Origin of the sequence: Paenibacillus sp. FSL P2-0089 (genome assembly GCF_038595095.1) — a bacterium.
GTDB lineage: Bacteria > Bacillota > Bacilli > Paenibacillales > Paenibacillaceae > Paenibacillus_AQ > Paenibacillus_AQ silagei.
Map to the genome: position 1 here is coordinate 3,171,827 of NZ_CP152006.1, position 11,978 is coordinate 3,183,804.

Annotated in this window: 10 protein-coding genes; 4 read left to right on the forward strand and 6 right to left on the reverse strand. The window is 53.6% G+C overall.

Annotated elements, in window-relative coordinates; genetic code table 11:
• Positions 1-6: 6 nt before the first annotated feature.
• Together NST69_RS13010 and NST69_RS13015 are read right to left on the reverse strand one after the other, a co-directional pair.
• Positions 7-1,560: a response regulator gene (locus NST69_RS13010; RefSeq protein ID WP_342550171.1), complete on the reverse strand. Its 1,554-nt coding sequence runs from the start codon at positions 1,558-1,560 to the stop codon at positions 7-9.
• 221 nt (positions 1,561-1,781) lie between these two features.
• On the reverse strand, positions 1,782-2,663 hold the full coding sequence (locus NST69_RS13015; RefSeq protein WP_342549511.1) for a hypothetical protein: 882 nt from the start codon (positions 2,661-2,663) through the stop codon (positions 1,782-1,784).
• Between the two features lie 185 nt (positions 2,664-2,848).
• Here NST69_RS13015 and NST69_RS13020 point away from each other — a divergent pair, with 185 nt between their 5' ends.
• The 3 genes from NST69_RS13020 to NST69_RS13030 all read left to right on the forward strand — a co-directional run bounded on the left by NST69_RS13020 (position 2,849) and on the right by NST69_RS13030 (position 5,455).
• Positions 2,849-3,526: a response regulator transcription factor gene (locus tag NST69_RS13020; protein ID WP_342549512.1), complete on the forward strand. Its 678-nt coding sequence runs from the start codon at positions 2,849-2,851 to the stop codon at positions 3,524-3,526.
• Positions 3,516-4,901, forward strand: a complete 1,386-nt coding sequence (locus NST69_RS13025; protein ID WP_342549513.1) for an ATP-binding protein — start codon at positions 3,516-3,518, stop codon at positions 4,899-4,901. Before NST69_RS13020 ends, NST69_RS13025 begins: the two co-directional genes overlap by 11 nt.
• Before the next feature lie 359 nt (positions 4,902-5,260).
• A complete protein-coding gene (locus tag NST69_RS13030) occupies positions 5,261-5,455 on the forward strand; it encodes a hypothetical protein (protein WP_340953299.1) in 195 nt (64 codons plus the stop codon).
• 117 nt (positions 5,456-5,572) lie between these two features.
• Here NST69_RS13030 and NST69_RS13035 read toward each other — a convergent pair whose 3' ends face one another.
• A complete protein-coding gene (locus NST69_RS13035; RefSeq protein WP_342549515.1) occupies positions 5,573-6,472 on the reverse strand; it encodes a hypothetical protein in 900 nt (299 codons plus the stop codon).
• A gap of 205 nt (positions 6,473-6,677) precedes the next feature.
• Here NST69_RS13035 and NST69_RS13040 point away from each other — a divergent pair, with 205 nt between their 5' ends.
• Complete coding sequence (locus tag NST69_RS13040; protein WP_342549516.1) at positions 6,678-7,946, forward strand: hypothetical protein; 1,269 nt, start codon at positions 6,678-6,680, stop codon at positions 7,944-7,946.
• Between the two features lie 81 nt (positions 7,947-8,027).
• On the opposite strand, the gene NST69_RS13045 is transcribed toward NST69_RS13040, so the two are convergent.
• The 3 genes from NST69_RS13045 to NST69_RS13055 all read right to left on the reverse strand — a co-directional run bounded on the left by NST69_RS13045 (position 8,028) and on the right by NST69_RS13055 (position 11,958).
• Complete coding sequence (locus tag NST69_RS13045) at positions 8,028-10,088, reverse strand: methyl-accepting chemotaxis protein (protein WP_342549518.1); 2,061 nt, start codon at positions 10,086-10,088, stop codon at positions 8,028-8,030.
• A gap of 153 nt (positions 10,089-10,241) precedes the next feature.
• Positions 10,242-10,988, reverse strand: a complete 747-nt coding sequence (locus tag NST69_RS13050; protein WP_342549519.1) for a (2Fe-2S)-binding protein — start codon at positions 10,986-10,988, stop codon at positions 10,242-10,244.
• Between the two features lie 13 nt (positions 10,989-11,001).
• Entirely contained in the window at positions 11,002-11,958 is a 957-nt protein-coding gene (locus NST69_RS13055; RefSeq protein ID WP_339314023.1) for an ABC transporter substrate-binding protein, read from the reverse strand.
• Positions 11,959-11,978 lie beyond the last annotated feature (20 nt).

The following is an 11,978-nucleotide window of genomic DNA, read 5'->3' on the forward strand; positions in this document are numbered from 1 at the left end:
CCTTATTTACTGCCCAATCATCATATTGCGATAATCAGTCGGCGTCATATTCTCAAGCTTTTCAAACTGGGTGGCAAAATAATCCGCATTCTGGAAGCCGACCAGCTCCGCGATTTCGTACATCCGTTTCTTGGTCTGCCGCAGCAGGCGCTTGGCCTCCTCAATCCGCAGGGTCAGCAGGTATTCATTGAAATACACACCGTAGGTTTTGCGGAATAACTGTCCAAGATAGACCGGATTCATATCGAAATCGGCGGCAATACCCTTGAGGTAGATATTTTCACGGTAATGCCCGTCGATGTATTTTTTGATTTTTTCAATATTGCCTTCGCTCTTGCCGCCGCGCTTCTCTGCGATATATTCTGCGGCTTCGGCGATAAACTGCTGGAATACCTGCTTCAGCTGCTTCAAATTACGGTATTTCAGCGGCCAGTTGAGCAGCTCGGTCATCCATTGCAGTGCGTTCTCGTCACCTTCAAGCTGCCGGATAATGTTGATGATGGCAATCATGCTGCGCCGGATCGTGTTCGTCACCGCCCCGGGGGCGAAGTGGCGCTCCTGGAACATGGTGAAAATAGCATCCACAGTTGAGCTGTAACCCTTGTTGTCATTGGCTTCGACCTCGTAAATCAGCTTGCTGTGCAATCCTTCATCGATATCGAAATAGTATAAGGGCAGCTCCAGCAGCTCGTCCGCCATATAAATGCCCTCGAAGCCGGCGGCAAAACGGTACTGGAGGCATTGCTCCGCACTGGCCCCGGAAGCTACAATCTGATTGAGATGGCTTACCTTCCGGCCAACGAACAAAGCGATGCTTGTTCCAAGCTCCCGCTCCAGTGTATCCAGCATCGTACGGTAGCCTCCCCACGGGGAAGGATGGGGTTCATCCACCCACTGGCCGGGCAAGATCATCCCGTATTGATTGTTCGTGCGTACATGAAGAAGCAGAGTCTGAGCCTCTTGGCGGAAATAACGCAGCAGAGAGTTCTTAAGGGCAGGCAGATAATCGACTTCTCCGGCAGGAAGCTGATCCTGCATTTCTGCGATGAGGTACGTATAGGAAGAGGTGAGAGGCAGCTCCAGCGCATAGGCGATCCGTCCCATGACCTGATCATCGGGCTGCGTCTGCAGCAGGCTTTCGATGACCGTCTCGACCAAGGGCTTCTCCCGGGTGATGGAGAGGAGCTGCTTTTTGTTCAGCATATGGGCGATTTTGCCAAGCGCAACCGTAAGCTCCTGTTCGTCAACCGGCTTGAGGATATAATCCGACACATTGTACCGGAAGGCTTGCTGGGCATAGGAGAAGTCGGCATATCCGCTCAAAATAATAAAAATCGGCTCCTGCACAAGCTCCGTCTTCACTTTCTTGATCAGTCCCAGCCCGTCCAGCACGGGCATACGGATATCGGCAATCACCAGCTCCGGGTTCAATTGTTCAATCAGGGTAAGCGCTTGCTCCCCGTTCTCGGCTTCACCGCAAATTTCGAATTGCGGCGAGCATTCACTCAGAATCCGGATCAAGCCCTTCCGCACAAAAACTTCATCATCTACAATCAGCACCTTATACAATGGACTTCCTCCTTGAGGTTATTCTGGATTGCTTGGTCTTGTTCCATCCTCGGTCAAGCCGCAGTGTGATCATTATAAGCTAATTCCCTGACAGAATTCGAGTGGAAACGACTTTTTATTCTAGCACCTGCTGGAAAATCCTTTCAACACGAAGAGCCTGCATCGTTAGACACAGGCTCTCCGGTATTGTATTTTCCGCTTAATCTCCGGACTTATTTGTCATTCTGCCGGAGATGCGGGGGCTGGGGATGCACATGCTGTACCAGATCAGCAGCCCGGGTCTGTACATTCGCCAGTTCAGCTGAATATTCATCCGCCCACAGGTCTCCTCTGGCCAGGCGTTCCTTCAAATCCTGGGTGAGGGCAGCGGCGACCAGATCCATCAGCTTCTGCGTACTGGTTCCGCTTGTGCCTGCCAGTTCGGCAAGGGATTGTCCGCTGCCGAGACCGGAGGCAAGCTGGCTGGTGCTGATTCCCAGCAGTCCGGCGAGTTCCGAGCGGTCAAGACTTTCCAGCCCAGGCCCGAGCGGCGGCAAATCAGCCGTATCTGCCGGTGCTGAACCGGGCACCGGCGGCTTCGGCCGGGTCTGGTTCAGCAGGGACGCCGCACGCTTGGAGACTTCACTGAGGCGGCTCTTATACACGCTCTCGGTGATACGTCCATCCTTATATTCCTGGCTGAGTCTGGCCTCTATTGCATTTGCGGCGAGCTGGAGCAGCTTCTGAGAGTCCACGTTCTGCTGCTTGGCAATTGCGCTAAGCGAGCTTCCTGATTCAAGCGCTGTGCGCAGCCCGCTGGCCGACAGGCCAAGCGCGGCCAGCAGGTCGCTGGTCTCGATGCCGCCGAGACCCGGACCGCCTAAGCCGGGGCCGCCGGGTGGTCCGGCTGGCGGGCTTAGCGGCTCTGTACCGGCAGGCGGAAGGCCAGCTTCAGGAGCCGGAAGCAGCGGGGCTGGACTCGAAACACTAGTAGCCGATGGGGAAGAGGCGGCGAAGGCGCTCAGCCCGCCAGTACTTAGGATGAGTGCTGCCGTCAAGGTGCCTGCAAGCAGCTTGCCTGCTTTTGGAGTGAATAGATTACGTGGTGAAGTCATCGTAGAATCATCCTTTCCCGCTAGGGGTAATGTATGGCTTGCGACTTACTCTATACTCCCAGTGTGAAAATACGGAGAAAGGGCAACTGCATTGTTTTCACCAGATTTTCACTGGAATGTGGTATCTTGATATATTGACAAATGTACAGGACACAAGCACCTGATGAGAGGGAGGGGAGGACCCCATGAAGATCTTGCTCGCGGAAGATGATACCCGGCTGGGTGAACTGATCGTACATATGATTAAGAAGAAAGCGGCATACACCGTTGAATGGGTCAATTCCGGGGATGAGGCGTATGATCTCGCCAGTGTCTCCGGCTATGATGTGCTGGTGCTGGACTGGATGCTGCCGGAGCGGGATGGCCGGGAGGTGTGCCGTCAGCTGCGTCAGGATGGATATCCCGGGGCTATCCTGATGCTGACGGCCAGGGATTCGCTGGAGGACCGGATTCGCGGACTCGATGCGGGTGCGGATGATTATCTGGTCAAGCCGTTCGAAATTGATGAATTGCTGGCCCGGCTCCGGGCCTTGGGCCGACGGACCTTCCTCCCGCTGGAGAATGACACATGCCGGATCGGAGAGCTGGTGCTGGACCGGAACAGCCACCGGATTGCGGCAGGGATGCAGGAGGTTCAGCTTACGCCCAGAGAGTATCAGCTCCTGGATCTGCTCCTGAAGAACCAGGGCACGGTGCTTGCCCGCGAGGTGATCCTGGACCGGATCTGGGGGATGGAATCTGAGGTTACGCTCAAGACCATCGATGCTACGGTCAAGCTGCTCCGTAAGAAGCTGGCACTCTTGGACGGAGAACAGCAGCACATTCACAGCATCCGGGGAGTGGGGTATAGCTTTGAAATTTAATGTTTTTCGTTCCGGAGCCAGCCGCTCCGGCAATGACTTGTTCGCACGCACCCAAAAGCGCCTTACCTGGCGGTACAGTGCGGTGATGAGCGTATTTCTGCTATTGTCCTTCCTTATCATCTATCTGCTTCTGCATCTTCTGATCTGGAATAACCAGAAGGAGCGGCTTCATTCTCTGCTGGATGCCGAGGTGAAGCAGCTGCAAGGACCTATGTTCGATGAACTGCTGCAGGGTAGGGACCATGGGCCGGGGAATCAGGAATTTACGCTCAGTGCGGATCAGTCATTCTACGTGATCTTGAATACGGAGGGCGGTCTGCTGGGCAGCGGCGAGATTCAGCCGGGACTGAAGGAGCAGGTGCTGAAGCTGGCAGATTCCGGGGCGGCCAAGACAGCGGAGGGACTTGCGATAGTGGAGCTGGTGCAGGGGCCAGGCCTGCTGCATAAGGGGAATGATCCCAAGGACAGCCCGCAGGCTGCTTATCTGCTCGGCAGCCGGGTCTTCGAGCGTAAGGGGCAGCCTGCGGGCATCCTGTATGCCGGTAAAGATGTCACCTTCCAGCAGCAGTTATTCCGCTGGCTTCTCGGCGTATTGGCCGCCATCGCAGCGGCATTCATCCTGCTGGCCGCCGTCTTCAGCCGGGTGATGTCGCGGCAGGCGATGGTGCCGGTCCGCGAGGCGTACGACCGGCAGAAGCACTTCGCGGCGGACGCCTCGCATGAGCTCCGCACGCCGCTGAGCGTGATGCTGTCCTCCATCGAGACGCTGAAGCTGGAGGACAGCATCAATGAACAGGCGTTCACCCGTCATGTGGTGGACGGGATGTATTCGGAGGTCCAGCGGATGACTGCGCTGACCCGTGACCTGCTCCTGCTGGCCCGCAGTGATGCCGGGCTGCTGGAGCAGGTCCTCCGGCGCTTCGACCTTGCGCCGGTCCTGGCCCTTACGCTCTCCGGCCTGGGCGTGCTGGCCGAAGCGAAGCAGATCCGGCTTACCCTCGAAGCTCCGGCGGAGCTTCCGGTGAAGCAGGATCAGGAGAAGCTGGTGCAGCTCATGGTCATTCTGCTGGAGAATGCCATCAAGTTCACACCCGCAGGCGGCCGTGTCATTCTGCGGGCTGCGCTCATTCAGAAGAACAGCAGCACGTGGCTGGCGCTGGAGGTACAGGATACAGGCGTGGGTATTCCTGCGGAAGACCTGAGCCGGATCTTCGAGCGCTTCTACCGCCCTGACCAGTCGCGTTCGCGGGAGGCCGGGGGCCACGGGCTGGGGCTTGCCATTGCCAAGGAGCTGGTAGACACGCTTGGCGGCAGCATACGGGCTGAGAACTGCCCTGGCGGAGGCAGCGTGTTCCGTGTGGAGCTGCGGAGCTGAAGCGGTAGTACGGACACGAACAGAATGTATGCGGAATACCGAACACATTTCGACTTTTAGGCGAATTCTGCTTCTATCTTGCCGTATATGGGAGCATCTGTCCGAACATCTGCGAACCTGCCTGCTGAGTCAGCCTCTTCTACGCTGAGCGCAGCTCACCCGATGTAAGTCCGGATGCTCCGCATTGGGTGAGCCGGGTCTTTCCCGTATAATAGTAGACGTTACGCCGGAAGTCACATCTGAGATTACCCCGGCGTATGAACTCTAAGCATCAGGAAGGGAATGAAGAAACGTTGACTTATACGAAACTGTTGGAACGAAAAGGCGAAATTCTCAAGCGAACCGTGGAAACCTGGATCATGAAAGAGAATCGTGACGGACTGGACCGTCAAGAAGCCCATATCTACAGGAATATGGTCAAAGAGCTTCATCAGAACGAGCAGGAATTGAATGTGGCACGTGTGGAAGAACTGGATAAGAGCCCGGATTCGGACACAGAAGGAGCAGCTTCAACAGCTTCAGCCCAGAGAGAGCTTGTATCGCAGGGTGTGTGAAACCGATAGCCTATGAAGCTGTCTCACTAAATAATATTACAATGGAAAAAGCCGCCCGGCTTCGCTTGATGCGAAGGAAGGGCGGCTTTTGGATGTCTTATACTAATGTTCGTAATCCTACAGCCTAACAACCCGCCGATACACCAGGCAATCCAGCAGATCCTCCCATGTAAGCTCGCTCTCATAAGGATCGCGGAAAGCGGTCGCGGTTGGGAGATACCCTAGAGCAACACCTTGGCCGCCGTGCAGATTGCAGCCGCCGTCGCCGCCTTTGCCAGTTATGCCGTCCGGCGTGAGGACCAGCTCCTTTTTGTAAGGATCGCCGGGGAAGCATAGGCCGAACGCATTCGGCAGCTCCAGCGGATACGGGTCCTCAGCATTAGCCACACTTGAACCGTACACATGTCTGAGCCGCATGGTTTCGTCAATCTCGTCGCCCCACGGGAACAGCGTTCGTGCACCTGCGCCGTACAGATACTCCCATTCGTCCTCAGTCGGCAGGGTGAAGCCCTCCGGCAGCTCCGACTCGCACCATTCTTCGAACGATTCGCTGTCGTCGAACAGGAACACTACGATCTGTTCCCCGTCCCGTTCGAGCCGGAAATACTGGGAGTACTCATAGCTGGTGTGCGGCCCCTGACGGAACTCTTCGATAGCTTCGAGCACATCCTCATCTTCTTCCGGGTCCAGCCGGTCCAGCGGACATTCGTACCAGCCTGCCGAAGCAGGCTGGCGCTGCACGAGCAATGGCCCGATCACAGCTTCGCGGACGGGAGACATCTCGGCATACATATGTACCTCTGAGCGGCCCAGGGTCACCGTGTCGCCCGGCACGTACACGTATTCACTGCCCTCATATACGAAGACACCCGTTTCTATGAACTGGCCGTAACGTTCGAACCTCTCTAACCGCAGCCACTTGAAGCCAGCGGGCAGCTGTTTAAGCACTCCCTGCATCGCGTGCCTTTTCTCTTCAACCGTTAATTGCCCCCATGCGGCACGGTCCCATGCTATCATGTCATACTCTCCTCCCGGGAATAGGCATTGTCAGCCTGATTACTGTCATTGTAATGGACAGCCCCGGGTACTGGCAAACGCGCCGGGAATGCGGCCGGACACACCGGTTAGATAGCATCCATTTATAACCTGTCCTTATTGTCTAGGTGGTCATATAATAATTCAGGTTGGAACATTAATACATAGTAAAAGAGGGATAGGAGTTATGAATTCAAAACGATTGAAATTTTTCACCGCAGGCTTTGCGCTATTACTGGCGGCACAGGTACTGCTTCCTGGACGCTCATCGGCGGCAAAAGTCATGGAACAGCTCCCGAAGCCGGAATGGAGCTATACGCTGCCGGAGGGCATTACCTTCTGGGGCACTATAGACACCTTACAGAGTAAGAATCGGATGTTCATTCCGCTGGTCAAGACCGTAACCGTAGCCCCTTCCAAGACGAAGTCTTCGGGCATGTTGTACGCATCCATTGACCGCATTAACGGTTCTGCCAACTGGGTATATGACTATTCGGACATGGCCAACGACAAGCCGTTTACTGCTAATGGATTTTATTCTGCCAGTAACGGCTACAGCTATTTCTATAAAATGTGGGGCGGCAAACCCTATGATCTTACCGTAGTTGATCCGAACGGCAAACGGAAATGGACCAAAACCATAACCGGGTCCTACTCGCCGGTGGTGCTGGATAATGGAAATATTGTGATTCGAACCTTGGTTAGCGGCAATGTAGCTTCTCGTGGTATTACCGAGTACAGTCAGGACGGGAAGCAGTTACGCAAGCTTAAGCTAACCGGCAAATGGGCCTCAGGGGTGATTGATGTGCTGCCGAACGGCTATGTGGTACATAAGGAGCTGGATACAAACAGAGTCAGCGTATACCGGAGTCTGGATGCTCTGACGAAACCGCTGGCTGCCTACACCGCTCCAAAAGCAGTTAAATATCCTGATTTCCAGGTGTATCCGCTTCGCGGCGGTTCGTTCCTGATTAAGATGAGCAGTAGCGATACCTGGCTGTTATTCGGCTATGACGCTAACGGCACCAAGAAGTGGGTGCGTCCTGTGAACAAGATGGATCGGATCGATACGACCGGCAACAACTATCTGATCCAGAGCGACAACGTCTACAAATTGTACAGCAAAGACAACCAATTACTCGGCAAGCAGCAGATCGGTGAAGCCGGGGACCGCGAATGGTACTGCCGGATAACACCATCGGGCGAGATTACGGTCGAGAAGCAGTACCAATGGCAGGAGCGTCCGGCTGTCGTTGATCCTGAGACCTTTGAGGGGGATATTGCCAAGGAGGATTTCTATGTGCTGGACCCGGCGAACCTGCAGATCAAATATCATCTCTCCACAAGCTGGCACGACTACGAAACCGGGCATAATTACATTTATGCGGGAGGCGGGGAGCTGTACATCACGAGGAGCTATGCGCCTAAGACGATTACCAAGTACATGTTAAAATAGCACCGAGCCAGGCTTAGACCCCCGCATGACAAAAAGATCGCCAAGTGAATCTCTTACTTGGCGATCTTTTTGCATACCCCGTTACTCCAGCTTGAACTGCCGCAGTTCTTCCTCCAGCCTCTGTGAGATTTCGCTCAGCTCTCTGGACAGTTCAGCTACCTGCTCAATACTGCCGAGCTGCTCCTGTGTATTGGCACTTACCTCTTCAGTGGAGGCAGAATTCTCCTCGGTCGTCGAAGAGATGACCTCAATCGCCTGCAGAATCTCATCCTTGTGCTTGTGGACAATCGAGGTGTTATTGCTGATCTGCAGCATCCGTACCTTCAGCTCCTCCAGGTCACTGTTCAAGCTGAAGAAGACCTGCTTCGCATTCTCGACAGATTTGGCATTCTCCTCCGCAATCGTAAGGCCAAGAGTAGTGTGTTCTACGGATAGGCTTGTTTTTTCCTCAATAGCGCTGACCTTCTTGTAGATTTCTTCAGTAGCCCGGGCTGTTTGCTCGGCAAGCTTACGCACCTCACCAGCCACCACCGCGAAGCCTCTGCCATGTTCACCTGCCCGTGCCGCTTCAATGGAAGCATTAAGGGCGAGCAGATTGGTCTGTGTCGCTATTTGATTCACTGTGCCTACGATACCCGAAATCTCATGACGGCTCAGATCAATATCCTCAATGAGCGATGACATCGCTTGTGTAGATCGGCGATTGTCTTCTGCAGCTTTGGAGAGTTGCTCCACCAAGTCAAGACCGGAACTGCTGAGCTCTGCTGAGGTCTGTACCATGGTTCCTACAGTCTGGGCATCACTGGTGATTTCGTCAATTTGATCAGATAATGCACCGGTTTTGTGGAGAATGCTCTCGGATTCAGCGGACTGGTAGTTGGTAGCATTCGCAATTTCATTAATGGCCGTAGCCGTTTCGTTCATGGTTATCGCGGTTTTGGTAGAGATGGCTTGCAGGTTCTGGGAGGATTGGGTCAGCACCTGAGTCGTATTATGGATCACCTGAATCATGCCCTGAATCTTCTGGACCATGCCCGCAATGCCATGAGCAATCTGTCCGATTTCATTGCGAGAGGCATCATTGAGCTGAACCGTCAGGTCTCCGTCTGCAATCCGTTGGATAGCGGCCAGCAGTTTTGGAATGGAGCGTAACAGGTAGCGCAGTGTGAGATAACAGATGAACACCAGGAGCAAAGCGGCAACAGCAAAACCGGTGATGGTCGTCCGGGTGAAGGACGTCAGCTCGCTAAGCGCCTCTTGCCGGGTAATGGTTAAGCCTACAGACCATCCGGTATCCTTGCTGGTGGCATAGCCGATATAACGGGGGTTGCCATTATCATCAATGAGCGATACGCCGGATTCGCCGTTAATCATTTTTTTACCGATGGCGCCTAGATCGCCCGGACTCTCTGTGATTTTCTCCTTCAGTACCTTGGCTTCATCCGGGTGGTAGAGAATATCGCCAGAGCGGGTAGCCAGAATGGAGAACCCGGTGCTTCCCAAGGAGTAGCTCTGCATGATCTGCGGGATGTCATCGAAAGCAATATCTGCGGCAATGAAGCCGATCATTTGGCTGCTCTCATTCAGAATCGGATAGAAAATGCCCATCAGCATTTTGCCGCTAATGACGTCGGCGTAAGGTTCAGAATAGTAGAGACCCTTGGATTCGGATACAGGCTTGAAGTAGGGGCGGGCGCGGATATCAAAGTCCGATTTAGAGGTCAGACCGTCATTTTGGAGGAAATATCCCTTCCCGGATAACCCGGCCACCCAGGCATCGGCGAAGGAGGGTTCAGACTTTACAATGTCCGCCAGTGTGGCGAGTGCTTCTGCGGCGTGGGGGGAAGTGGTGATTTGATCTGCTGTTGTGCTCTCAATATATTTTTGAAAAATCGAGTTGGTGGACATTTGTTTAACCAGTGAGCCCTTCTCCTTGAACAGAGCATCGAACTGGCTGACAATTCCCTGCGTTTTGGTCATCAGCATCGACTCTTGCTGGCTTACTAGAATGCTTCGGGTGCTGGAATAGAAGAAGGTACCCAGGATCGAGAAGACGACAAGAATAATGACTAGCAGCACAATGGCCAATGTGTTGGCGATGCTGGTTGAACGGACTGGCCGTTTTTGAATTAGCTGTGACATAGGTCATCTCCCGGATATGTATTAGAGCGAAAGCTCTTAAATAATATGTCGGAATATGGCGGATATTCTTGTAGAGTGAAGGATGTTATTTCACAGAAAAAACCGGCTGGGAAAAGGTTCCAAGCCGGTGCGTAGTCTATAAGCCCGTTCTAATTAAAGGATAGGACATCCGCCGCAATAGTCATGATCCGCTCTGAGCTTATAGGCCAGACAGCAGGTAGCCTTAACAGATATCGTATCATGCGGAGGGTGGGGGTCCGTCCGGAACTTGGGGGTGATACGGAACGGATTGCTGCGAAGTCCGAATACCTCCGGGGTCAACTCCCAGAGTGCAGCTTGGAATTGCCCGTGGATCTGGGTGCGGCTGTACTCACTGGGAGCGTCAAGAGCATCCTCTTCGATAAAAGTATACAACTGATTATAGACATGCTTCCACAGCATCACCGCTTTGGTCTGTGAAGCCTCGGCAAGCGCAGAAATAATTGGTCTGACCTCGTTAGTGTAGAACAACCCAAGCTCATCTATGATCTCACTTCCATTCCCGTTCCGGTCATAGATACCCTCCCGGTGGTTATGGATAGGGAAGGCGAATTCGGGATATCCCTCCGTACGGATGAGCTGCACAGACAGGTTATTCAGTCGCAAGGCATGAGCCAGCGGGTCTGCGGCTGTGAGCAGTGCGTATTTGGCTCCGCAGATCCCGGCGATCCATGTGCAGAAGATGGCTGCCGCTATACGTTTATCCTCAGTCCCAAGCATGGAAGCATAAGTGGTAAGCAGATGCTCAGCATGTGCGGGCATACATAATTCGGTCAGTCGTAAAGTAACCACTGCGTTCTCAATAGCTTCCGGGGAGATGTAGTAACGTTCAGCTCTCTGGAACCTGCCAGTATCGCACATCCTGAAATCCCCTTTATTTCGACTTGCCTTCAAAGGCCTCTAGAACCACGTCAACCGCATAGCGGTTTGCCATTGGAGACATGCCCACGTTAAACCAATCCTTGTCCCCCATCGTAATGACCTGATTCTTTTTAACCGCGTTCATATTCTTCCATAAAGGGCTCGCCAGCATATCTTCATAGGTTTGCTTAATCTCAGCATTATCCTCTTGGTTCAACTGAATAATAAGGTGGTCAGGGTTGTACTCCGGTAATTTCTCCAGAGAGATGGACGGAGACTGCTCGGGGAAATTCGGAATCATCTCCAGACCAAGGGTGGTATGAATGAACTTTCCGCGGTCCACCTGATCTCCATTGAGGACGAGGCTATTCTGCATAACCCTCACATACAACACGGTTTCGTTGCCAACCAGCTCGTCAAGCTTCAGCTTGGCCTTGGCCTCATAGTCTTCCAGCTCCTGTATAACCTTCTCGGCAGCTTCCTTCTTGTCCAGCACTGCGGCGATGTCCTTCAGTTCATCGCGCCAGTCCTGACGCTCGGGCAGCAGAACCGTCGGTGCGATTCCGGATAACTGGTCATAATCCTTGCCTGCCCACCATGCAGGAGCAAGAATAAGATCTGGATTGGAAGACAGTATCATTTCAAAATTCGGAGTTTTGGCAATGCCCATCTTCAGCGTATCCTTGAAAGGCTCTTGCAGATAGGTTGGGAATTCTTCCTGGTAGTTCTGCACAGCAACGGGTGTAACGCCTAACGCTTGCAGAAACTCCGGGTAGACTACGGATAGGCCGACGACTCTGGTCGGATGGGCCGGGATCTTAATTTCGCCCTTCTCACTGTTTACCAGACGAAAGTCCGCTTCTGTTGAAGCTTCTACCTCGGCCTGTCCCGCGTTATTAGAGCAAGCTGCCATTACCAGTACTAGCAGAGCGGCCGTGAAGAATGCAATTCCTGTTCTTATCTGTCGCATGAATTCTATAACCTCCTGAG

Bases quoted from the DNA above. Each gene is read 5' to 3' on its own strand.
- NST69_RS13015 (WP_342549511.1), bottom strand. From the start codon at position 2,663: ATGACTTCACCACGTAATCTATTCACTCCAAAAGCAGGCAAGCTGCTT.
- NST69_RS13020 (WP_342549512.1), top strand. From the start codon at position 2,849: ATGAAGATCTTGCTCGCGGAAGATGATACCCGGCTGGGTGAACTGATC.
- NST69_RS13030 (WP_340953299.1), top strand. From the start codon at position 5,261: ATGAAAGAGAATCGTGACGGACTGGACCGTCAAGAAGCCCATATCTAC.
- NST69_RS13035 (WP_342549515.1), bottom strand. From the start codon at position 6,472: ATGATAGCATGGGACCGTGCCGCATGGGGGCAATTAACGGTTGAAGAG.
- NST69_RS13040 (WP_342549516.1), top strand. From the start codon at position 6,678: ATGAATTCAAAACGATTGAAATTTTTCACCGCAGGCTTTGCGCTATTA.
- NST69_RS13045 (WP_342549518.1), bottom strand. From the start codon at position 10,088: ATGTCACAGCTAATTCAAAAACGGCCAGTCCGTTCAACCAGCATCGCC.
- NST69_RS13050 (WP_342549519.1), bottom strand. From the start codon at position 10,988: ATGTGCGATACTGGCAGGTTCCAGAGAGCTGAACGTTACTACATCTCC.
- NST69_RS13055 (WP_339314023.1), bottom strand. From the start codon at position 11,958: ATGCGACAGATAAGAACAGGAATTGCATTCTTCACGGCCGCTCTGCTA.